Source organism: Bosea sp. (in: a-proteobacteria), from assembly GCF_023953965.1.
Taxonomy (GTDB): domain Bacteria; phylum Pseudomonadota; class Alphaproteobacteria; order Rhizobiales; family Beijerinckiaceae; genus Allobosea.
Genome location: NZ_JAMLIX010000001.1, coordinates 2744434 through 2767033, shown reverse-complemented (window position 1 = coordinate 2767033; position 22600 = coordinate 2744434). Strand labels below are relative to the sequence as shown.

21 protein-coding genes are annotated in these 22600 nt (G+C 69.1%); 8 read left to right on the top strand and 13 right to left on the bottom strand.

Annotated elements, in window-relative coordinates; all coding sequences use genetic code 11:
- Nucleotides 1–12: 12 nt before the first annotated feature.
- The 4 genes from metH to M9917_RS12845 all read right to left on the bottom strand — a co-directional run bounded on the left by metH (nt 13) and on the right by M9917_RS12845 (nt 6467).
- A complete protein-coding gene (gene metH, locus M9917_RS12860) occupies nt 13–3768 on the bottom strand; it encodes a methionine synthase (RefSeq protein ID WP_297254240.1) in 3756 nt (1251 codons plus the stop codon).
- 6 nt (nt 3769–3774) lie between these two features.
- Entirely contained in the window at nt 3775–4686 is a 912-nt protein-coding gene (gene metF, locus M9917_RS12855) for a methylenetetrahydrofolate reductase [NAD(P)H] (RefSeq protein WP_297254238.1), read from the bottom strand.
- A complete protein-coding gene (locus tag M9917_RS12850) occupies nt 4686–5720 on the bottom strand; it encodes an ArsR/SmtB family transcription factor (RefSeq protein ID WP_465246354.1) in 1035 nt (344 codons plus the stop codon). The genes metF and M9917_RS12850 overlap by 1 nt, the downstream gene beginning before the upstream one ends.
- Before the next feature lie 543 nt (nt 5721–6263).
- Complete coding sequence (locus tag M9917_RS12845; protein ID WP_297254863.1) at nt 6264–6467, bottom strand: cold-shock protein; 204 nt, start codon at nt 6465–6467, stop codon at nt 6264–6266.
- Between the two features lie 201 nt (nt 6468–6668).
- On the opposite strand from M9917_RS12845, the gene M9917_RS12840 reads away from it, so the two are divergent.
- Nucleotides 6669–7838, top strand: a complete 1170-nt coding sequence (locus M9917_RS12840; RefSeq protein ID WP_297254235.1) for an alpha-hydroxy acid oxidase — start codon at nt 6669–6671, stop codon at nt 7836–7838.
- A gap of 9 nt (nt 7839–7847) precedes the next feature.
- On the opposite strand, the gene M9917_RS12835 is transcribed toward M9917_RS12840, so the two are convergent.
- Nucleotides 7848–8756 carry a DMT family transporter gene (locus tag M9917_RS12835; protein ID WP_297254233.1) on the bottom strand — a complete coding sequence of 303 codons (909 nt, stop codon included), beginning with the start codon at nt 8754–8756 and terminating at the stop codon, nt 7848–7850.
- Nucleotides 8757–8927: 171 nt separating this feature from the next.
- Nucleotides 8928–10580, bottom strand: a complete 1653-nt coding sequence (gene ettA, locus M9917_RS12830) for an energy-dependent translational throttle protein EttA (RefSeq protein WP_297254232.1) — start codon at nt 10578–10580, stop codon at nt 8928–8930.
- A gap of 161 nt (nt 10581–10741) precedes the next feature.
- Between ettA and M9917_RS12825 the strand changes: the two genes are divergently transcribed.
- From M9917_RS12825 to M9917_RS12815, 3 genes are all read left to right on the top strand, one after another.
- Nucleotides 10742–11290 carry a hypothetical protein gene (locus tag M9917_RS12825; RefSeq protein WP_297254230.1) on the top strand — a complete coding sequence of 183 codons (549 nt, stop codon included), beginning with the start codon at nt 10742–10744 and terminating at the stop codon, nt 11288–11290.
- Between the two features lie 99 nt (nt 11291–11389).
- The gene (locus tag M9917_RS12820; RefSeq protein WP_297254228.1) at nt 11390–12199 is read left to right on the top strand and encodes an MBL fold metallo-hydrolase; all 810 of its coding nucleotides are present in this window, start codon (nt 11390–11392) and stop codon (nt 12197–12199) included.
- 90 nt (nt 12200–12289) lie between these two features.
- Nucleotides 12290–12613, top strand: a complete 324-nt coding sequence (locus M9917_RS12815; RefSeq protein WP_297254227.1) for a hypothetical protein — start codon at nt 12290–12292, stop codon at nt 12611–12613.
- A gap of 10 nt (nt 12614–12623) precedes the next feature.
- On the opposite strand, the gene M9917_RS12810 is transcribed toward M9917_RS12815, so the two are convergent.
- Complete coding sequence (locus M9917_RS12810; protein ID WP_297254224.1) at nt 12624–13631, bottom strand: aldo/keto reductase; 1008 nt, start codon at nt 13629–13631, stop codon at nt 12624–12626.
- A 162-nt stretch (nt 13632–13793) separates the two neighbouring features.
- Between M9917_RS12810 and fliK the strand changes: the two genes are divergently transcribed.
- Genes fliK through mog form a run of 4 tightly spaced genes read left to right on the top strand, consistent with a single transcriptional unit; the run spans nt 13794 to nt 17126 of the window.
- Nucleotides 13794–15137 carry a flagellar hook-length control protein FliK gene (gene fliK, locus M9917_RS12805; RefSeq protein WP_297254222.1) on the top strand — a complete coding sequence of 448 codons (1344 nt, stop codon included), beginning with the start codon at nt 13794–13796 and terminating at the stop codon, nt 15135–15137.
- Nucleotides 15134–15427: an EscU/YscU/HrcU family type III secretion system export apparatus switch protein gene (locus M9917_RS12800; protein ID WP_297254220.1), complete on the top strand. Its 294-nt coding sequence runs from the start codon at nt 15134–15136 to the stop codon at nt 15425–15427. Before fliK ends, M9917_RS12800 begins: the two co-directional genes overlap by 4 nt.
- Nucleotides 15424–16596, top strand: coding sequence for a GNAT family N-acetyltransferase (locus M9917_RS12795; RefSeq protein ID WP_297254218.1), 1173 nt, complete (start codon nt 15424–15426; stop codon nt 16594–16596). The genes M9917_RS12800 and M9917_RS12795 overlap by 4 nt, the downstream gene beginning before the upstream one ends.
- Nucleotides 16593–17126, top strand: coding sequence for a molybdopterin adenylyltransferase (mog, locus tag M9917_RS12790; protein WP_297254216.1), 534 nt, complete (start codon nt 16593–16595; stop codon nt 17124–17126). Before M9917_RS12795 ends, mog begins: the two co-directional genes overlap by 4 nt.
- A gap of 18 nt (nt 17127–17144) precedes the next feature.
- Here mog and M9917_RS12785 read toward each other — a convergent pair whose 3' ends face one another.
- The 6 genes from M9917_RS12785 to M9917_RS12760 form a co-directional block, all read right to left on the bottom strand.
- Complete coding sequence (locus M9917_RS12785; RefSeq protein WP_297254214.1) at nt 17145–17711, bottom strand: glutathione peroxidase; 567 nt, start codon at nt 17709–17711, stop codon at nt 17145–17147.
- Nucleotides 17712–17818: 107 nt separating this feature from the next.
- Entirely contained in the window at nt 17819–18205 is a 387-nt protein-coding gene (locus tag M9917_RS12780; RefSeq protein ID WP_293809090.1) for a response regulator, read from the bottom strand.
- Nucleotides 18206–18216: 11 nt separating this feature from the next.
- On the bottom strand, nt 18217–19320 hold the full coding sequence (cheB, locus tag M9917_RS12775) for a chemotaxis-specific protein-glutamate methyltransferase CheB (RefSeq protein WP_297254211.1): 1104 nt from the start codon (nt 19318–19320) through the stop codon (nt 18217–18219).
- Nucleotides 19321–19328: 8 nt separating this feature from the next.
- Nucleotides 19329–19925 (bottom strand): chemoreceptor glutamine deamidase CheD, encoded by a 597-nt coding sequence (locus M9917_RS12770; RefSeq protein WP_297254209.1) that lies wholly within the window; start codon nt 19923–19925, stop codon nt 19329–19331.
- A complete protein-coding gene (locus tag M9917_RS12765) occupies nt 19922–20788 on the bottom strand; it encodes a CheR family methyltransferase (RefSeq protein WP_297254207.1) in 867 nt (288 codons plus the stop codon). Before M9917_RS12765 ends, M9917_RS12770 begins: the two co-directional genes overlap by 4 nt.
- Nucleotides 20789–20791: 3 nt before the next feature.
- On the bottom strand, nt 20792–22585 hold the full coding sequence (locus M9917_RS12760; protein ID WP_297254205.1) for a methyl-accepting chemotaxis protein: 1794 nt from the start codon (nt 22583–22585) through the stop codon (nt 20792–20794).
- Nucleotides 22586–22600: the final 15 nt, after the last annotated feature.

Genomic DNA, 22600 nt, shown 5'->3' with positions numbered 1-22600 from the left:
AAGGAAACCCGGCTACTCCGCCGCCTCCAGCCGATAGGCGGCGGTGTCGTAGTTGAGGATCGGCGCGAGCCAGCGCTCGACCTCCGCTACACCCATGCCCTTGCGCCGGGCATAATCCTCGACCTGGTCGCGCTCGACCTTGGCGACGCCGAAATAATACGACTCCGGATGCGAGAGATAGAGCCCGGAGACCGATGAGCCCGGCCACATCGCATAGCTCTCGGTCAGCTTCACCCCGACGCGCCGCTCGGCTTCGAGCAGGCGGAACAGCGTCGCCTTCTCGGTATGGTCGGGCTGGGCCGGATAGCCCGGCGCCGGGCGGATGCCGCGATATTCCTCGCGGATCAGCTCCTCGTTGGTGAAAGCCTCGTCCGGCGCATAGCCCCAGAACTCCTTGCGCACGAGCTGGTGCATGCGCTCGGCGAAGGCTTCGGCGAAGCGGTCGGCCAGCGCCTTGACCATGATCGAGCGGTAATCGTCGTTGTCGCGCGCGAACTTCTCGGAGATGCGCTCCTCCTCCGCCCCGGACGAGACCGCGAAGGCGCCGATATAGTCGGGCGCGACGCCCTCCGGCGCGACGAAATCGGAGAGGCAGAGATTGGGCTTGCCGTCCCGCCGCGTCAGCTGCTGGCGTAGCCCGTGGAAGGTCGCGAGCGTCTCCTTCCGGCTCTCGCCGGTATAGAGGCGGATGTCGTCGCCGACCGCGTTCGCCGGCCAGAAGCCGATCACGCCCTTCGGGTTGAACCAGCGCTCCTCGACGATGCGCTTCAGCATCGACTGCGCGTCGTCCCAGAGCGCGCGCGCCGCCTCGCCCTGCTTCTCGTCCTCCAGGATCGCCGGGAAGCGGCCCCTCAGCTCCCAGGTCTGGAAGAACGGCGTCCAGTCGAGCACCGGCACGAGATCGGCGATGTCGTAGGTGCGGAAGGTGCGCGTGCCGAGGAAGCTCGGCTTCGGCGGGGCGTAGCTCGCCCAATCCGTCTTGAACGCATTGGCGCGAGCCTTGGCCAGCGGCAGGCGCTGCTTCTCGGCCTCCGAGCGGCGATGGGCCTCGGCCACCCGCGCATATTCGGCCTTGATGCCCTCCACATAGCCCGGCTTCTGTTCCTGCGAGAGCAGGCTCGATACCACGCCCACCGCACGCGAGGCGTCGTTGACGTGCACCGCCTGCCCGGCATTGTAGGCCGGGTGGATCTTCACGGCCGTGTGGACGCGGCTCGTCGTCGCCCCGCCGATCAGCAGCGGGATATCGAAGCCCTCGCGCTCCATCTCGGAAGCGACCGTGACCATCTCGTCGAGCGAGGGGGTGATCAGGCCCGACAGCCCGATGATGTCGACATTCTCCTTGCGCGCGGTTTCGAGGATCTTCTGGGTCGGCACCATCACGCCGAGGTCGATCACCTCGTAATTGTTGCACTGGAGCACGACGCCGACGATGTTCTTGCCGATATCGTGGACATCGCCCTTCACCGTCGCCATCAGCACCTTGCCGGCGGCGGCGCGCCCGCCCTCGCCGCCGTTCAAGCGCTTCTCCTCCTCCATGAAGGGCATGAGATAGGCGACAGCCTGCTTCATCACGCGGGCGGATTTCACCACCTGCGGCAGGAACATCTTGCCCGAGCCGAACAGGTCGCCGACCACGTTCATCCCGGCCATCAGCGGCCCCTCGATGACGTGCAGCGGCTTCTCGGCGTTCAGCCGCGCCTCTTCCGTGTCGGCCTCGATGAACTCGGTGATGCCGGCGACGAGCGCATGCTCCAGCCGCTTCTCGACCGGCAGTTCGCGCCAGGCCATGTCCTTGCCGTTGCTGGCCGCAACGCCATCGCCCTTGAAACGCGGCGCGGCCTCCAGCAGGCGCTCGGTCGAATCCTTGCGGCGGTTGAGGACGACGTCCTCGCAGAGCTCGCGCAACTCCGGATCGAGATCGTCGTAGGAGCCGAGCTGGCCGGCATTGACGATGCCCATGTCCATCCCCGCCTTGATGGCGTGGTAGAGGAACACGGAGTGCATCGCCTCGCGCACCTTCTCGTTGCCGCGGAAGGAGAAGGACAAATTCGAGACGCCGCCCGAGATATGGGCGTGCGGCAGGCTCTCGCGGATCGCCTTGGTCGCCTCGATGAAGTCGTTGCCGTAGTTGTCGTGCTCCTCGATGCCCGTCGCCACGGCGAAGATGTTCGGATCGAAGATGATGTCCTGCGGCGGGAAGGCGAGGTTTTCGGTCAGCAGCTTGTAGGCGCGGGTGCAGATCTCGATCTTGCGCTGGAAGGTGTCGGCCTGGCCCGTCTCGTCGAAGGCCATCACGACCACCGCCGCGCCGTATTGCCGGCAGATGCGCGCCTGTTCGAGGAAAGCCTCCTCGCCTTCCTTCATCGAGATCGAATTGACGATCGGCTTGCCCTGGATGGTCTTCAAGCCGGCCTCGATCACATGGAACTTCGAGGAGTCCACCATGATCGGGACGCGGCTGATATCCGGCTCCGAGGCGATCAGGTTGCAGAACTCGGTCATCGCCTTCTCGGAATCGAGCAGGCCCTCGTCCATGTTGATGTCGATCACCTGCGCGCCGTTGGCGACCTGCTCGCGCGCCACGTCGAGGGCTGCGGCATAGTCGCCGGCCGTGATCAGCTTCCTGAACTTGGCCGAGCCGGTGACGTTGGTGCGCTCGCCGACGTTCACGAAGGGAATGGTCTCGTCGAGCGTGAAGGGTTCGAGCCCCGCGAGCCTGAGCCAGGGCTTCACTTCCGGAATCTGGCGCGGCGCCTTGCCGGCCACCGCCTGCGCGATCGCCGCGATATGCTCGGGCGTCGTGCCGCAGCAGCCGCCGACGACGTTGACGAAACCTGAATCCGCGAACTCGGCCAGCATCTTCGCGGTGGCTTCCGGCCGTTCGTCATAGAGGCCGAATTCGTTGGGCAGGCCGGCATTCGGATAGGCGCAGACCAGCGTGTCGGCGATGCGCGCCATGTCCTTGATATGCGCCCGCATCTCGCGTGCGCCGAGCGCGCAGTTGAGGCCGATGGTCAAGGGCGCGGCATGGCGCACCGCGTTCCAGAACGCCTCGACCGTCTGGCCTGAGAGCGTGCGGCCGGAGAGATCGGTGATCGTGCCGGAGATCATGACCGGCAGGCGCAAGGCTTTCTCGCGAAAGACCTGCTCGATCGCGACGATCGCGGCCTTGGCGTTCAGCGTGTCGAAGATCGTCTCGATCAGCAGCAATTCCGAGCCACCCTCGATCAGCCCCCTCACCTGCTCGGCATAGGCGTCGCGCACCTGATCGAAGGTCACGGCGCGGAAGCCCGGATTGTTGACATCGGGCGAGATCGAGAGCGTGCGGTTGGTCGGGCCGATCGCGCCGGCGACATAGCGGCGCCGCCCATCCTCGCTCTCGGCGATCGCCGCCGCCTCGCGGGCGATACGGGCGCAGGCGACGTTCAGCTCGTGGACATAGGCCTCCATGCCGTAATCGGCCTGGGCGATCGAGGTGCCGGAGAAGCTGTTGGTCTCGACGATATCGGCACCCGCCCGGAAATAGGCGAGGTGGATGTCGCGCAGCGCCTCGGCTTGCGTCAGCGCGATGATGTCGTTGTTGCCCTTGAGATCGTGGTTGAAGCCTTTGAAGCGCTCGCCGCGGAAATCCGCTTCGGAGAGCTTCAGGTTCTGGATCTGCGTCCCCATCGCGCCGTCGAGCACGAGGATGCGCTCACGCGCGGTTTCACGCAGCGAGCGCTCGATCTCGGCGCCGTCGACGGGGGCGGGCTGGTAGTCGGACATCGGGCTTTACTCCGCCGCCACCGCCTGCGCCGCCGGCTTCTCGGGCTTCAGGCCCACGAGATGGCAGATGGCGTAGACGAGGTCGGCCTTGTTCATCGTGTAGAAATGCAGGTCGGTCGCGCCGCGATCGATCAGGTCGAGCACCTGCTCGGCGCAGACGGCGGCCGCCACCAGCCGGCGGGTCGCCGGATCGTCCTCCAGCCCCTCGAAGCGGTCGGTGAGCCATTGCGGCACGCTCGCCCCGGTCTTGCGGGCGAAGCCCGCGGTCTGCCTGAAGTTCTGCACCGGCACCACGCCGGGCAGGATCGGGATTTCGATGCCCGCCGCGCGGACCTTGTCGAGATAGCGGAAATAGACATCGTTATCGAAGAAGAACTGGGTGATCGCCCGGCTCGCGCCGGCATCGACCTTCTTCTTCAGCGCCTCGATATCGGCATCGAGCGAGGCGGCTTCCGGGTGCTTCTCCGGATAGGCCGAGACGGTCACCTCGAAATCGCCGATGCGCTTCAGCCCGGCGACGAGGTCGCAGGTCTGGCCGTAGCCTTCCGGATGCGCCTCATAGGCCGTGCCGATACCGCCGGCCGGATCGCCGCGCAGCGCCACGACATGGCGCACGCCCGCCTCCCAATAGGCGCGGATCACCGCGTCGACCTCGGCCTTCGAGGCCGAGACGCAGGTGAGATGCGCGGCCGGCTTCAGGCCCGTCTCCTCGACCATGCGCTTGACGGTGGCGTGGGTGCGCTCGCGGGTCGAGCCGCCGGCGCCGTAGGTCACCGAGACGAAGCTGGGGCCGAGCGGCTCGAGCCGGCGCACGCTCTCCCACAAAGCGGCCTCCATCTCCTCGCTCTTCGGCGGGAAGAACTCGAAGGAGACGCGCGGGCGGCGCGAGCCGTGCCGGCTGGGGCGGAAAGCGTTCATCAGGCAACCTCGAGATTGACGGCACGCACCGGCGGATCGGCCTGGATACGCCGGTCACGCCCGCGCCAGAGCATCACCGGCAGCTGGCCGGAGCCGCCATCGGCGAGCGTGATCTCGCGCGCGAGGTCGCAGGCGAGTCCGGCTTCGGCGAACCAGCCGGCGATCTGCTGGCGCGAGAAGCCGAGCCGGCGATGGGCATGCTCGCTGCGCAGGAATTCCATCTCGTGCGGGGCGAAATCGACGACGACCAGCCGCCCGCCTGGCGCCAGCATCGCCGCTGCCTCGCGCACGGCCCGGCCGGGATCGTCGAGGAAATGCAGCACCTGATGGATCACGACGAGGTCGAAGGAGCCGCGCGCGAAGGGCAGCGCATAGATGTCGCCCTGCCGAAGCTCGACGCGCGACAGCCCCGCCTGCTCCAGATTGGCCCGCGCCACCGCCAGCATCGCATGGTTGGCGTCGACGCCGACGGCGCGGCCGAATTTCGGCGCGATCTTCTCCAGCATCCGCCCGGTGCCGGTGCCGAGGTCGAGCATGGCGCCGGGCGAGCCCTCGCCGACGGCGTCCTCGACAGCAGCCTCCACGGCATGGTCGGGCACATGCAGGCCGCGCAGCCGGTCCCAGTCGCGCGCGACGCTGGCGAAATAGCTCTGCGCCGCTTCGGCCCGCGTCGCCCTGACGGCGGCGAGCCGCTCGCGATCAGCCGCGAGCACGGGGTCGCCGCGATCGAGCCAGGCGGCGAGCGAAGCCGCGAAGGCCCCGCCCGGCCCCGTCTCGTCGAGGCGGAAGAAGGCCCAGGCGCCCTCGCGCGAACGCCTGACAAGCCCGGCCTCGGTCAAAAGCTTGAGATGGCGCGAGATACGCGGCTGCGACTGGCCGAGGATGTCGGTGAGATCGGAGACCGAAAGCTCGCCCTCGGACAGCAGGGCGAGAATGCGCAGCCGCGTCTCCTCGCCGGCGGCCCTCAACGACGCCAGAAGCACATCGGAAGACAATGTCGTCGGCTGCCGCACGCGCCTCGCCCTCTGCCGCATGAAGAAAGATATAAAGATATCTTTATATCGAATAAATCGTTCGTGCAAGCGGATTGTCGTGCGGAAAACAGGACGGGCACACGGAACGACGAGCCGCCGGAGCGTTGTCCCTGTCCTGCGTCATCCCGGAGGAGCCGCGAAGCGGCACCTCCGGGATCCATGCCGGAGCACTTCCGGCAGAGGTTCAGGCGTGGATCCCGGGTCTACGCCGCGCTCCGAAATGACGGCGGCGAAGAACGACTCCGAGCATGTCCCCGTCCCTGTGCTCGACATCATCGACATCGGCACGCAGCCGTCGACTGTGAACGCCGCTGGAGACCGGACCGGGAAGTGGAATTCCAGACTCCGCGCGTCGCCGGATGCCCAAATCCGAAAAATCCCGCTCGGTCAGACCTGGACGGGGCATTCGGCGCCTGTTGCAGGACGAAGAGAACCATCCGGACATGCGGCGGGAGCGCCGGCCCGGTCTTTCGTTTTCGGCGCGCGCGCCTGCCCCGCCTGGACCGCGCGCGGCAGGCGCAACTCAACCGCGGCAGGGCAGCTTCAGAGCAGTTTCAGATCGCCCGCGGCGGTCTTGCCGCGCTCGGTCTTCAGCTCGAACGAAACCTTCTGCCCTTCCGTCAGCGTCATCATGCCGGCTTCCTTCACGGCGGTGATGTGAACGAACACATCCTTGCCGCCCTCCGCCGGCTGAATGAAGCCGAACCCCTTCTCAGTATTGAACCATTTGACGGTTCCGGTCGCCATCGTCACATCCCTCGAAGCCAAAGCCTCGCCGGCACCGGGCGCATGGCGCCTATGCCGACAGGGAAGGATTGACCGAAAACCGGTCCTTGTCGAGATGAAAGGCTCGGCATGGCCCGCGCTTTTGTCGTTGCGGTTGCACCTCGCCCGGCATCATGCGAATCAGCCGGGGCAGCCCATCGGAAGCGAACGGCGAGACGAGACATGGCCCAGCCCCTGACCATCGAAGACCTGCGCCTCATGGCCAGGCGCCGCGTCCCGCGCATGTTCTACGACTACGCCGATTCCGGCGCCTGGACGGAGGGCACCTACCGCGCCAACGAGGCCGATTTCGCCAAGGTCAAGCTGCGCCAGCGCGTCGCCGTCGACATGACCGACCGCTCGCTCGCCACGACGATGATCGGACAGCCGGTCTCGATGCCGGTCGCGCTCGCCCCCACCGGCATGACCGGCATGCAGCACGCCGACGGCGAGATCCTCGCGGCGCGGGCGGCGGCGAAGGCGGGCGTCCCCTTCACCCTCTCGACCATGAGCATCTGCTCGATCGAGGACGTGGCCAACCACACCAGCGCACCCTTCTGGTTCCAGCTCTATGTGATGAAGGACCGCGATTTCATCGCCCGGCTGATCCAGCGCGCGAAGGCTGCCGGCTGCTCGGCGCTCGTGCTGACGCTCGATCTCCAGATCCTCGGCCAGCGCCACAAGGACCTGCGCAACGGCCTTTCCGCCCCGCCGAAGCCGACGCTCGCCAACCTGATCAACCTCGCCTTCAAGCCGCGCTGGTGCCTGAAGATGCTGGACACGCCGCGCCGGCAGTTCGGCAACATCGTCGGCCATGTCACCGGCGTCGCCGACATCTCCTCGCTCTCCAACTGGACAGCGAGCCAGTTCGACCCGAAGCTGAACTGGGACGATATCCGCTGGATCAAGGACCAGTGGGGCGGCAAGTTGATTCTGAAAGGCATCCTCGACCCGGAAGATGCTGAAATGGCAGCGAAAAGTGGCGCCGACGCGCTGATCGTCTCAAACCATGGCGGGCGTCAGCTCGACGGCGCCTTGTCCTCGATCGAGGCCCTGCCCGGCATCGTCGATCAGGTCGGCAACCGCATCGAGGTGCTGTTCGACAGCGGCATCCGCTCGGGCCAGGACGTGCTCAAGGCGATCGCGCTCGGGGCGCATGGCACCTTCATCGGCCGCGCCTTCCTCTACGGGCTCGGCGCCATGGGCGAGCGGGGCGTCACCGCCGCGCTCGAGATCATCCGCAAGGAGCTCGACGTCACCATGGCGCTCACCGGCCTGCGCGACATCCGACAGGTCGACGAGCGCATCCTCGTCGGCGGCCGCGCCGGGGCGATGAAGCGGTTGGCGGGCTGAGCCCGCCGCTCAAGCGCCGCGCCGGTTCGCGACGGTGAGCGCAAGCCCCCCGAGCACGAGAGCGACGCCGAGGATGAAGAGCGGCCCCAGCGCGTCGCCGAACATCGCGGCGGCCGCGGCGACGCCGACGACCGGCTGGAGATACTGGATGCCGGCGGCGATCCGGGCGGGCACCGTGCGCAGGATCGTGAGCCACAGGAAGAGCCCGGCAACCGTCACCACGACGCCGAGATAGATCCCCGCGCCCAGCCCGACCGCCGTCACCGTGAAGGGCACGTGCCACATCTCCCACCCGGCCCAGGGCACGAGCGCGACGAAGCCGAACAGCGTGCTCCAGGCCACGACGGCCACGGTGCCGTGGCGCTCGCATAATTCGACGCTCCAGACATAGTAGAAGGCGACGGCGACCGAGGAGAGCAGCATCAGGATCACGCCGGCGAGCGTGGTCTGGGAAGTGACCGACGTGGCCTCGCCCCGCCCCGAGGCCACCAGCGCGATGCCGGCGAAGGCGGCGAGAAGCCCGAGCGCCTGAAGCCCGGACACCCGCTGCCGCAGCCGCAAGGCGGCGAAGACGACGACGAAGATCGGAATCGTCGCGGAGACGATGGTGCCGACCGAGGCCGCGGTGGCGACGACGCCGAAGGTCTGCGCCACCTGCCCGATGCCGATACCGAGGATGCCGAGCGCGGCGAGCCGCGGCACAGCCCGCCACGGCAAGCGCGGCCTGCCTACGACGAAGACGAACATCAGCGGCACGGCGACGGCGTAGCGCAGCGCGGTCAGCGTCAGCGGCGGCAGGGTGATGAGGCCGAGCTTGGTGACGGGTATCGAAAGCCCCCACATCAGCGCGAGCAGCAGCATCGCCGCATAGCTCCCGACGGAGGGATTGGGGCGGGGGAGCGAGGCCGTCTGGCTCATGGCTTGGGATCGATACGGTCAGTGGACGGGGCGGTGAGCGGAACCCTTGGGTCGCCGTTTGCGCAGCGGCAAGGCGGGGAGCGATCGCAACCCCCCTCGTCATTCCGGGGCGCGCCGCAGGCGCGAATCCGGAATGGCGAGGGTTTCCGCTTCGATTCCGAAATCAATCCTTTAGCGCGAGAACTTCTTGTACTGGATGCGCTTCGGTATGGTCGAGTCGATGCCCAGCCGCCGCTTCTTGTCTTCCTCGTAATCGGCGAAATTGCCCTCGAACCACTCGACATGGCTGTCGCCCTCGAAGGCGAGGATATGGGTCGCGATGCGGTCGAGGAACCAGCGGTCGTGGCTGATGATCACGGCGCAGCCGGCATAATCCTCCAGCGCCTCTTCCAGCGCCCTGAGCGTGTCGACGTCGAGATCGTTGGTCGGCTCGTCGAGGAGCAGGACATTGGCGCCCGACTTCAGCATCTTGGCGAGATGGACACGGTTGCGCTCGCCGCCCGAGAGCGAGCCGACCTTCTTCTGCTGGTCGCCGCCCTTGAAGTTGAAGGCTGAAGCATAGGCGCGGGAGTTGATCTCGCGCTTGCCGAGATAGAGCACGTCGTTGCCGCCGGAGATCTCCTCCCAGACGTTCTTCTTGTCGTCGAGTGAATCGCGGCTCTGGTCGACATAGCCGAGCTGGACGCTCTCGCCGATGGTGATCGTGCCGGAATCGGGCTTGTCCTGGCCCGTGATCATGCGGAACAGCGTGGTCTTGCCGGCGCCGTTGGGGCCGATCACGCCGACGATGCCGCCCGGCGGCAGCCTGAACGACAGATCGTCGATCAGGAGCTTGTCCTGGAAGCCCTTGGACAGGTTCTCGAAATCGACGACGTTGTTGCCCAGCCGCTCGGCGATCGGGATGATGATCTGGGCGGTGTCGGGCCCCTTGCTGGCGGCCTTCTGCACCAGCTCGTCATAGCGCTGGATGCGGGCCTTGCTCTTGGCCTGGCGCGCCTTGGGCGAGGCGGCGATCCATTCCTGCTCGCGCTCCAGCATCTTCTGGCGCGAGGCGTCCTCGCGGCCCTCCTGGGCGAGGCGCTTCTGCTTCTGCACCGACCAGGAGGAGTAGTTGCCCTCATAGGGGATGCCCTGGCCGCGATCGAGCTCGAGGATCCAGCTCGTGACGTTGTCGAGGAAGTAGCGGTCGTGGGTGACGATCAGGATCGCGCCCGGATAGGTGCGCAGGTGCCCTTCGAGCCAGGCGGTGGTCTCGGCATCGAGATGGTTGGTCGGCTCGTCGAGCAGCAGGAGTTCCGGCTGCTCCAGCAGCAGCTTGCACAGCGCGACGCGGCGGCGCTCGCCGCCCGAGAGCTTGTCGACGGCCCAGTCGTCCGGCGGGCAGCGCAGCGCGTCCATCGCCTGGTCGACCTTGGAATCGAGGTCCCACAGCCCCTTGGCCTCGATCTCGTCCTGGAGATTGGTCATCTCGTCGGCGGTCTCGTCCGAATAGTTCATGGCGAGCTCGTTGTAGCGGTCGAGCACCGCCTTCTGCGGCGCTACGCCGAGCATGACGTTCTCGCGAACGTTGAGGCTCTCGTCGAGCTTCGGCTCCTGCGGCAGGTAGCCGACGCGCGCGCCGTCAGCGACCCAGGCCTCGCCGGTCCATTCCTTGTCCATGCCGGCCATGATCTTGAGCAGCGTCGACTTGCCGGCGCCGTTGACGCCGAGCACGCCGATCTTGGCGTCGGGGTAGAAAGAGAGGTGGATGTTGTTCAGGACCTGCTTGCCGCCCGGATAGGTCTTGGACAGGCCGCGCATATGATAGATGAACTGACGGGACATGAGACGAGCGAATTCCGTTTTCGGGGCTGTCGACAAAGGGATGTCGGGAAATCTGGCCGCTATGTAGCGACCGGCCGCGCCGCCCGCAACCGGGCCGGCGATTGCAGGTGGTTCGGCCTTCCTGAATAGTGCCCTTCCCACATCGCCAGGGTGCGTCCGATATGTCCGATGAGACGGGAAAGGCCACGATCGCGCTGAAGCTGCGCGACTCGAGCCAGCTCTTCAACACGCTCGATCCATTCCCCTTTCGCGAAGGAGACCTCGCCGCCGACGCCGAGGACTACATCGTGGAATGGGCGGGCGAGCTGCCGAAGGACGAGCCGATCGCGATCGTGATCCATCTTCAGGAGCCAGATGCCGCCGGGAAGCCCGCTCCCGATCTCGCCACCGCGATCCGGAACTGGTTCGCCGACAAGGCGCGCGCCGAGACACGCGCGCTGCGCGAGCTTTTCCGCGACGGGCGGCTGGCCTTCGCCATCGGCTTCGCGGTGCTGGCCTTCTGCCTGTTCATGAGCTGGCTTTTGACGCAAGGGCGGGAAGGTCCCTTCATCCGCATCTTTCAGGAGAGCTTCATCATCGTCGGCTGGGTCGTGATCTGGCGCCCGGCCGAGATGTTCCTCTACGACTGGCTGCCGATCCTGCGCCGCCGCAGGCTGTATCGGCGCCTGGCGCAAGCGCGCGTCGAGGTCAGGGCCGGGCCGCGCGGCTAACCGGTGCGCCGGCCGGTCACGAAACCGCCCGTGCGCTTCCCCCGGCCCGGCTTTTGCCTAACACTCCGCTACCCCGACGAGACCGCATGGAGCCTGCCGATGAGCTTGCTTCGGATCGCGCTGCGCTTCCTGCTGCCGTTCGTCGCCTGTGCCGCGGCCGGCGCCCTGCCCGCCCGGGCCCAGTCGGGCGAACCCGGCTGCCGGCCCGAGATGGCGAGCCTGAGCCTGCCGATCCGGCGCGTGCAGCTGGCGAAGGACGAGGTCCGCCTCAGCTTCGTCGGCCACGCCACCTTCCTGATCGAGACGCCCGGCGGCGTGACGATCGCGACCGACTACAACGACTATCTCCGCCCGCCGGTGACGCCCGACATCGCCACGATGAACAAGGCGCATTCGACGCACAACTCGCGCCATCCCGATGCCGCGATCAAGCACGTCCTGCCCGGCTGGGACCCCTCCGGCCGGGGCGCGGCGAAGCACGATCTGACGGTGGGCGACGTCCGCGTCCGCAATGTGCCGACCAATATCCGCAATTTCGACGGCGGCACCGATTTCGACGGCAACTCGATCTTCGTCTTCGAGATCGGCGAGCTCTGCATCGCCCATCTCGGCCATCTGCATCATCCGCTGGAGCCCGGCCACCTCAGGGCGCTCGGGCGGATCGACATCGTGCTCTTCCCGGTCGACGGCAGCTACACGCTCGACCAGAGCGGCATGCTCGAGGTGCTGCGATCGATCCAGGCGCGGGTGATGATCCCGATGCATTTCTTCGGCGGCGGCACGCTCGAGCGCTTCCTCGCCCGCAGCGAGGGCCTCTGGCCGGTCGAGCGGCGCGGTGAGGCGACGATCACGCTCGGCAAGGCCGCGCTGCCGGCCCGGCCGACGATGATCGTCCTGCCCGGCCATTGAGGCATTAACGCCTCGCTCAGGCTGATCTCAGGCTTTCCTTGCAACGGCGGCGGGTCGCGGCATGCTGTCGAGGATCAGGAGACTGCCCTCATGCGCCGCATCGCCGCCTGCTTGTGCCTCGTCGCGACCATAAGCCTGCTGCCGGTTGAGGCCGAGGCGGCGCGATTCCGTTTCGGCGGGCGCAGCGCGGCCACACCGGCCAAGGTGGACCGCGACGGCGTCATCGCGTTTCCAGGCGTCGCCAAAAGAAACGGCGAGCAGGCCGCGACCACGCAGCCGGAGCGCGTCCCCTTCCCGCCCGCGGCCGTTCAGCGCGAGGAACAGCCGCCGCTACGCCTCTCGGCGAGCAGCGAGCCCAGGAAGGCCTGGTGCGGCAGCGAAATCGTCGTCGGCGGCTTCTGCCTGATGAACTGAGGATTGCCGCTCAGACGCGGCTGACGCGCCCTTCCAGCGGATAGGCCGGATCGCTGTAGCCGGGCGTCGAGGGGTGGCCCGGCGGCACGAGCCGGTCGATCAGCGCCTCGTCTTCGGCATCGAATCCGGCATCGAGCGCGGAAAGATAGCCTTCCCACTGCTCGAAGGTGCGCGGGCCCGCGATCGCCGCCGTGACGAAGGCGTTGTTCAGGACCCAGCGCACCGCGAACTGGACCGGCGTCAGCCCCTTGCGCGCGGCATGCTCCCTGATCGTCCGGGCGATGACGAGGCTCTCCTCGCGCCACTCCGATTGCATGATCCGCTTGTCGCCGCGCCCGGCGCGGCTGTCCTCCGCCGGTGCCTGGCCGGCGGTGTATTTCGCGGTCAGCACCCCGCGCGCCAGCGGCGAATAGGAGGCCACCCCTAAGCCGAAATAGCCGCAGGCCGGCAGGTGCTCGACCTCCGGCATGCGGTTCATCGCGTTGTAATAGGGCTGGCTGACGACGGGACGGTCGATGCCCGCCTCGTCGCAGAGCCGGCAGATCTCGGCCAGCCGCCAGGACCGGTGGTTCGAGACGCCGAAATGCCGGATCTTGCCCTGGCGCACCAGATCGGCGAGCGCGTGCACCGTCTCCGTCAGCGGCGTCGCATGGTCCTCCTTGTGGAGGTAGTAGATGTCGATCGTCCCGGTGCCGAGCCGGCGCAGGCTGTCCTCGCAGGCGCGCATGATCCAGCGGCGCGACAGCCCGCCGTTCATCGGCCCCGGCGCCGTCTTGTTGGCGACCTTGGTCGCCAGCACCCAGTCATGGCGATGGCCGGCGATGGCGCGGCCGGTGACCTCTTCCGAGCGGCCGTCATTGTAGGAATCGGCGGTGTCGATGAAATTGATGCCGGCCGCGCGCGCATGGTCGATGATCCGGCGCGAGGCCGCCTCGTCGGTCGGACCGCCGAACATCATCGTGCCCAGGCACAGCGGCGAGACCTCGAGGCCGGAGCGGCCGAGACGGCGATAGTCCATGGCGGTGATCCTCGAGAAGGGGAAACCCGACCCTGCCGCAACGCCGCTCCGGCGGCCAGCGCCAACCGCGCAGACGCGCCTTGCACGGCGCGACCGGCCGGCCGGCAAGGAAATGCTTAATCTTTCCTGACAGGATGGCGCAATCGTCTTCAGGTCCGCCCGATGAATCTCGCCCAGCTCGTCAAGAGCCAGACCTTCGCCACCCTGCTGCAGGCGCTCGATGCCGCGGGCGAGCTGACGGCCGGCCGGACGGTCGAGGCGAGGCTTTCCTCGCTGGAGCCGGATGGAACCGCGACCGCCATGATCGGCGACAGCAAGGTCGCCCTCGTCCTCGCCGGCACGCAGGCGCGGCAGGCGGCCCTGCAGCCGGGCACGACGCTCATGCTGCGCCTCGATCCGCCCGACGAGCCCGGCGGCGACCTGCGCGCCACGCTGATCGAGACGCGCCCGCCGCAACCGGCATCGCGGACGCAAGCCTCGACCGGCAGCCCTGCCCCGGACCCGGCCGCTGCCTCCAACCCCGCCGCGAGCGCGCGCGCACTCGCCGGGCCTCTGCTCGGCCCCGTGCTGCAACGGCAGGCCGGGCTTGCCCCGCTCTTCGCCAATCTGCGCGCCGTGGCCGAAGGGTCGGTCTCGCTGTCCCTGCCGAAGACGCTGCTGCCGGCCATCGACCGGATCCTGGCCCAGGCCGTGCCGGCCGAGCGGCAGGCGCCGACCGCGGCCACGCTGAAGCAGGCCTTCCAGGGCTCGGGACTCTTCCTCGATACGCGGCAGGCGGCCGGGCTGCCCGCGCCCCGGCAGGGCGACCTCAAGGCCGGGCTGCAGGCGCTGCGCGAGACCCTGCTGCCGATCGTCGACGCCCTCTCGCCGGAGCCGAAGACCGGCTCTCCCGCGCGCAGAGACGCCCCGGCGGCGCAGGAGCCCGCCGACCAGAGCGCCCGCCCCGCCCCGCCGCGCCGGGACGGCCCGCTCCTGGCCCAGCCCGCCGCCGCACCGTCGCTCACCGCGGGCGAGAAGCCGCTCGCCATCGCCACGACCCTGCTCGACCAGACCGAGGCCGCGCTCGATCGGATCAAGCTCACGCAATACGCCTCGCTGCCGGCGGACACCGCCCGGCCGGACGGCACGCAGCCGGGCGGGCGCTGGCTCGCCGAGATCCCGGTCGCCTTCCAGCACGGCACGGCGATCCTGCCGCTCCAGGTCGAGCGGGAGGCGCCGCGCCGCGACGCGCAAGGATTGAGCCCGCCGCTCTGGCGCATCCGCTTCGCGCTCGACGTCGAGCCGATGGGCCCGCTCCAGGGCGTCGTCACCTTGCAGGGCCGCGATGTCGGCGTCTCACTCTGGGCCGAGCGCGAGGAAACCAGCCGCCTCCTGCGCGGCGCGGCGCAGGGCCTCGAAGGCGCGCTGCTCGATGCCGATTTCGCCAGCGGCGCCGTCGACGTCCACACCGGCCAGCCGCGCGTGATGCAGCCGACCGCCGGCCAGTTCCTGGACCGCCTGTCATGAGCGCCCCGCAACCGCCCCGCATCGCCGTCGCGCTCGAATATGACGGGCAGAACGCGCCGCGCGTCGTCGCCAAGGGCCGTGGCGAACTGGCCGAGCGCATCGTCGAGACCGCCCGCGAGCACGATGTCGAAATCCAGCAGAACGCCATCCTCGCCCAGGCGCTCTCGGCAGTCGAGCTCGACGACCAGATCCCGGAAGAGCTCTACCGCGCCACCGCGCAGGTGATCGCCTTCGTCCTCGCGCTGCGCGGCGAGCTCGGCCGACCGAACCGGAACGGCTCGCGGCCTTGAGCACGGGCATCGTCGTCAGGCGCCTTGGCCCCGCCGCTTATGCCGGGCTGGGGCCGGTCTTCACGGAACTCGCCCGCCACGCGCTCGAGCCCAATCCGCATATGGCGCCGGCCGCCGTCTCGGCAGCGACCGCGCTCGTGCCGGAGGAGGAGATCGTCGTCCTCTGCGCCTGGTTCAGCGAGGCGCTCGATTTCGAGCGGCTCGTCGGCGTCTGGGCCTTCCGGCGCGAGCGCAGCTGGCGCGGCGGCTTCACGGGCGCGCTCGTCGCCCCGCTCGTGCCGCTCTACGAGGTCTCCTCGCTGCCGGTCGTCGACCGCGACCACGCGACGGAAGCCGCCCGCGCGCTGATGCGCTATCTGCGCGCCTCGCGCGATCTGCCGCACCGGCTCATCCTGCCGCTCATGCCGCTGGAGGGGCCGTGCTTCGCCGCCCTTGCCGAGGCCTGCCGCCGGACCGGCAGCGCGATCTCGACCTATGAGCGCTGGACCCGCCCGCTGATGATCCCCGAGGCCGGCGACAGCTTCGAGGGCTATCTGCGCCGCGCGCTGGGCTCGGGCTACAAGAAGCGGATGCAGCAGTTCCGCGCCGTGGCCAAGCAGGGCGCCCTCACCTTCCGGCGCAGCCGCGGCCGCGCCGCGCTGGAGGCGCTCGACGCCTTCCTGACCCTCGAAGCCTCCGGCTGGAAGGGCGCCGCCGGCACAGCCATCGCCTGCCTGCCGGCGCATGCCGCCTATATCCGCCGCATGGCCGCGCTCTTCGCCGCCGACGACGCCCTGCTGATCGACACCCTGCTGCTCGACGGCAGGAGCATCGCCATGGGCCTCCTGGTCGAGAGCGGCAACCGCCGGCATTTCCTCAAGATCGCCTATGACGAGGCGCAGGCGCGCCACTCCCCCGGCCGGACCCTGGCGATGGCCATGCTCCAGGCCGATTTCAACGCGACGCCGCCGGCCTTCTTCGACAGCGGCGCCGGCGAGGGCGTCGATGCCGGCACCTATGTCTGGGGTGAGCGCCGCATCATCGCCAACGCCATCATCCGCGTCGGGCCGGGGCGTCCGGGCGCGGCGCAGGCGGCCGCCTTCGGCCGGATGTGGCTGAGGCGCCTCAGGGATGCCGTCCGGGCCCGATCCGCCAGGAAAGCGCGCGCCGCCGCAGGAGAGAGCCGATGAGCAAAACCGCCCGGATTGGAATCGTCACGGTTTCCGACCGTGCCTTCGCCGGCGTCTATGCCGATGAGGGTGGCCCGGCGATCCGCGATTATTTCGCCAGGGCCCTAGCCTCGCCCTGGGAGGCGGTCACGCGCCTCGTCCCCGACGAGCGCAGCCGGATCGCCGAAACGCTGCGCGAGCTTTCCGACCGCGAGGGCTGCTGCCTCGTCGTCACCACCGGCGGCACCGGCCCGGCCCCGCGCGACGTCACGCCGGAGGCGACCGGGGACGTGCTCGAGAAGCCGATGCCCGGCTTCGGCGAGCTGATGCGCCAGGTCAGCCTCGCCAAGGTGCCGACCGCGATCCTCTCGCGCCAGACGGCGGGTATCCGGGGCAGGACGCTGATCGTCAACCTGCCCGGCCGGCCCCGCGCCATCGCCGAATGCCTCGACGCGGTGATGCCGGCGATCCCCTATTGCATCGACCTGATCGAGGGGCCGAGGCTGGAGACCGACCCGGCCGTGATCGCGGCCTTCCGCCCGAAGGCGTAAGGGTGCCGGCGAGGAAACTCACCCCGCCTGCAACTCCCGCCCGATCGCCTGCACGAGCTGGGGCGAGAGCGGATCGGTCGCGGCCGGAAAGCCGCCGATCAGCGCGCCGTCGCGCCCGACCAGGTATTTGTGGAAGTTCCAGCGCGGCGCCTCGCCGGGCCGCTCGGCGGCGGCCCAGCGGTAGAACGGGTGCGCCTGCGGCCCGCGCACCACGCTCTTCTCGACGAAGGCATAGGTCGCGCCATGGCTTGCCCGGGCGGCCTCGGCGATGGCGTCGCCGTCCAGCGGCTCCTGCCCGCCGAAATCGTTGCTCGGCACGGCGACCAGCATCAGCCCCCGCCCCTGGTAGCGCTGCCAGAGCTGTTCCAGCGTCGCCATCTGCCCGGCATAGCCGCAGCGCGTCGCGGTGTTGACGACGAGCACCGGCCGGCCGCGATAATCGGCGAGCGTCAGCCGTTCGCCGCCCGGCCTGTCGAAGCCGAAGGCATGGGCGCCCGTGAGGGCCTGCGCCGCGGCCCTGTGGGCAGTGAAACCGGCGGCGGCACCGGCGATCCCGGCGACGATCTGGCGACGCGACGGCTGCATGGCTTCCCTCCGGCCCGACGATGGAACGGGCGCATCATGCCCCAAAACCAAAAGCCCCGCAGCCGGCCGGCGCGGGGCTTGCCTTCACGATGGCGAGACCGAAGGCCTCAGCAGGCGAGGACCTTCTTCACCCGCACTTCGAGGTCGCGCAGCTCATAGGGCTTCACGACGTAATGGTCGGCGCCGTTGGTGGTCGCCTCGTCCATCTTGTCGACCGAGCGCTCGGAGGTCGCCATGATGATCTTGATCTGGTTCAATTCCGGCACCGAGCGGATGGCGCGCAGCAGGTCGATGCCGCTCATCCCCTCCATGTTCCAGTCGAGCAGCAAGAGGTCGTAGCGCTTCTGCTGCATCTTCATCAGGGCCTCGCGGGCGTTCTCGGCCTCGTCGATGTCCTGGAACTCGATCTGCTTGAGGAAATAGGTCGCCAGGCCGCGCATGCTCTTCTGGTCGTCGACCACCAGGATGCGGTATTCGCTTCTGGCCTTTGACATGGTTTTGCTCCTTACGCGGTGCGCAGCTTCGGCCGCTCGCCGACGAGTTGCGCGACCGCCGCGCCGATCTGGCCGAGCGGAACCACCCTGTCGGCGGCCCCGATCTCGAACGCCGCTTTCGGCATCCCGTTTACCACGCAGGTCTCCCCGCTTTGGATTAACGTCTCGGCGCCGGCTTTTCGCATGGCTAACAAACCATCTGCGCCGTCGCGGCCCATGCCGGTGAGCAGGATGCCGACCGCATGGCCGCCGACGCTCCTCGCCACCGAATGGAACATCACGTCGACGGAGGGCGAATGGCCGCTGACCGGCGGCCCCTCGCGCAGCGTGCAGACGAAGGCGCCGCGGCGCTCCTCGATCTCGAGATGGCGCAGGCCTCCGGGCGCGACCACGGCCATGCCGGGCTCGAGCCTGTCGCCCTCGGCCGCCTCGCGGACGTCGAGCCCGCTCGCCATCGCGAGCCTGCCCGCGAACTTCGCCGTGTAGCCCGCCGGCATGTGCTGCACGACAACGATCGGCAGCCTGAGCGGCGCGAGGTCGCGCATCACCGTCTGCACGGCCGGCACGCCGCCGGTCGAGGCGCCGATCGCGATCAGCGCGGCCCTGCCTGCGCGCGCCGGTGCCGGCGGCGGAGGCGGCGCCGGGCGGGCGGGTGCGGCGGCCTGCCCGATCTGGCGGGCGAAGGTGAGCATCCTGCGGCTTCCCGCGGCGCGCTGCAGCGCGGCGACGAGATGCTTCATGAAGCCTTCGAGCGTATGGGTCGTGCCGTCGGGCTTCTCGATGAAGTCGATGGCGCCGAGCTCCAGCGCCTGGATGGTGTTGTCGGCCCCCGGCCCCCCGAAGGCCGAGACGATCAGCACCGGCAGCGGGTCCTGCTTGAGAACGCGCGCGAGCAGCTTGAGGCCATGGCGGCCGGGCAGCTCGAGATCGAGGGTGACGACATCGGGGCGCAGCTCCTGGATCGCGTCCCAGCCCTCCTCCGCGCTGCCGGCGACGCCGATCACCTTGAACCCCGGCGCGGAGTCGATGATCTGCGTCATCAGCTTCTGCATCAGCACGGAATCGTCGACGACCAGCACCTTGACCGGTGCGGCGGCGGAAGCGGAGGAAGACATTGCGCTGCTCATGAGAAGATTTCGACCTCACCCGCCACAGGCTGGCTCTTGAGCCGGTTGAGATAGGCGATTTCCTGCTCCCGGCCGCTGTCGCGGGCCGAAGCCTGGACCTGCTGGACCCAGACGCGCCCCGTCGAGGGCTGGTAGTGGATGCGCCGCGAGCGCGTGCCGCCGACATCCTTGGAGACGATCGGGATGCCCTCGCGCTTCAGGAAGTCGGTGACGAAGGCGATGTTGTTGTCGCCGATCGCCAGCATCGTCGCGCCCGAGAGGACGCGCGCCCCGCCGAAGACCTTGGCCTCGAGGTTCTGGCGCCTGACCCCGCGCTTGATCAGGCCGTTGATCAGCACCTCCATCGCCGTGTCGCCATAGCGCTCGCCGGCGCTGGCATCGGCGCTGCCGTTGTTCTTCGGCAGCAGGAAATGGTTGAGCCCGCCGATGCCGGTCGTGGGATCGCGCATGCACACCGAGATGCAGGAGCCGAGCACGGTCGCGACGATCTCGTCCTTGGCCGAGATGATCTGGTGCTCGCCCGGCGCGACGGTAATGATCGTCGCCCCGAAGCGCGGATCGAAATAGCGGCGGGAGGACCGGGAGACGCTCATGCGGTCCTCTCGTAGATGGTGCGGCCGATCAGGCGCAGCTTCGGATGCGGCTGCGGCAGCGATTCCGAATGCCCGAGATAGAGGAAGCCGCCGGGCGCCAGCAGCGCCACGAAACGATCGAGGATCGACGCCTTGGTCTGCGTGTCGAAATAGATGAAGACGTTGCGGCAGAAGATCATGTCGAACGGCCCCTTCATCGGCCAGGTCTCGATCAGGTTCAGCCGCTTGAAGGCGATCATCCGGCGCAGCTCCTCGGCGATGCGCACCTCGCCGCGCCCACCCGCGCCCTCGAGCTTGATGAGCGGCCTGACATCGGCCGGCAGGCGCTCGAAGAGCTCCGCCGGATAGAGGCCGGCCTCGGCCCGCGCCAGGATGTCGGTATCGATGTCGGTCGCCAGGATCCTGAGGTCGAGGTCGCCGCGCGGCCCGGTCGCGTCGCGGCAGGATGCGGCGATCGTATAGGGCTCCTCGCCCGAGGAGCAGGCGGCCGACCAGATGCGGATCCGCCCGCGCTTCTGGATCAGCTTCGGCATCACGTCCTTGCGCAGATGGTCGAAATGATGGCGCTCGCGGAAAAAGGCGGTGTGGTTGGTGGTCAGCGCGTTGATCAGCTCCGGCAATTCGCCGGCCGCCTGCGGCGTCTTGAGGAAGGCGCAGTATTCCGCGACGGAGGCGAGCCCGAGCGCCTTGACCCGCCGCGCCAGCCGCCCGCGCGTCATCGCCTCCTTGTGCTCTCGGATGACGATGCCGGCCTGCTCGTAGACCAGCGCCGCGATGAACTTCATGTCGTCGCGCGTCAACGTGACGTCGGCCGAGGCGGGCGGACGCGGGGCGAAGGCGAGGGAGGATGCGGCTCTGCTCATGACTCAAATTCCCAGGCGGCCGCCGGCGGCGGCACGTCGAAACTGTGGCTGCGGCGCGATCCGCGCCGGCGGGGCCGGAACCGGCGCGATGGGCCGGCGCGGCATCCGGGCGCCGCCGAAAGCGGCGAACGCGGCCTCCAGCGCCACCGCCTGCGCGGCGAGTGCTGCCATGGCCCCGGCGTTGCGCCCGGCGAGAGCGGCATTCTGTTTTGTACCCTTGTCGATCTTCGCCACGCCGCGGCCCGTCTCGGCCGCCGCTTGCGCCTGTTCGGCGGCGGCAGCGGCGATCTCGGAGACGGTCGCGGAGACCTTGCCGGCGGCGGCGAGGATGCGCTCAAGCGCAGTGCCGGTCTCGCGGACGAAGCCGACGCCCTCGGCGACCTGCCCTTTCGAGGCGGCGATCAGGCCCTTGATGTCCTTGGCCGCCTGCGCCGAGCGCTGCGCCAGCGAGCGGACCTCGGAGGCGACGACCGCGAAACCCTTGCCGGCATCGCCGGCGCGCGCCGCCTCGACGGCGGCATTGAGCGCGAGCAGGTTGGTCTGGAAGGCGATCTCGTCGATCACGCCGACGATCTCGGAGATCTTCACAGAGGTGGTTTCGATCCGCTCGATCGCGTCGACCGCACGGGTGACGACGCCCTGCCCCTGCTGCGCGACGCTCATCGTCTCGCCGGCGAGCACGCCCGCCTCGCGGCTGCGGGCACTGCTCAGCCCGATCGAGGCAGCGACCGCCTCGGCCGCCGTCGCGACCTCGCCGAGATCGGCGGCCGCCCGCCCGGTGCGCTCCGCGAGATCGGCGGTCGCGGCATCGGCCTCGGCCGCCGTCTGCGACATCTCACCGGCGCCGGCGCGGATCGTCTCGAAGGTCTCGGCCAGGCGGTCGAGCGCACCGTCCAGCGCCTCCCGCAGCCGCCCGAGGCTGCCTTGATAAGGCCCGCCGACGCGCCGGCCGAAATCGCCGTCCGTGAGCCCGGTCACGGCCTCTTCCATCTGGCCGAGCGCGCTTTCGATCAGCACGTTGATCCGGTTCAGGCCACCGAGCGCAGCCTTCAGCGCCGCCGGCCCGCCATCCGCCTTCACGCGCTTCGAGAAATCGCCGGCTTCGGCCGCCTCGACCAGGGCCGCGATCTCGGCCACGAGCGCGCTTTCGCCGGTCACTTCCCGCCATTCCACGGCGGTGCCGAGGCCGCGACCGTCCTCACGGGCGATCGCCGTCAGGGTCAGGCAGAGGCTGCGGCGGCCGAGCGTCAGGCGCATCGGCTCCGTCCCGAGCGGGCGATGCTCGGCCCGAACGCGTTCCATGACCCGCTCCAGCATGTCCTTGGCGGAGCAGCCCGGAAAGGCAGCGCGAAAATCCTCCTGCGCCTCGCCGAAGAAGCGCAGCAGTCCCTTGCTGACATAGACCACGCGGCCCTCGGGATCGCAGACCATGACATTGGCCCGGCCCTGGTCGAGCGCCGCGCGCAGGCGCTGCGCCTCCTGCCCCTGTTCGCGGATGGTCGCGAGCGCGCGCGCAAGCTCCGCGCCCTCTCCGGAGCCGGCCGCCTCGGGAAGCGGGGTCTCGGCGCCTTCCGCGAGGCGGGCGGCGGCGGCGGCGGCATGCGCGAGCGGGCGGGCCGCGCCCCAGGCAGCGAGCCCACCGATGAGCGCGACAGCGGCGATGCCGGCCGCGCCCAGGGCAGGCGCGCCGGCGAAGGCCGCATAGGACATGAAGCCGCCGGCGAGCCCGGCCGAGCCGGCGGCGATGAGCGGTTGGCTGACCGTGAGGCGGGAGAAGGGGCCGAGCGCGCTGCCCATGGGGTTCGATCGTTT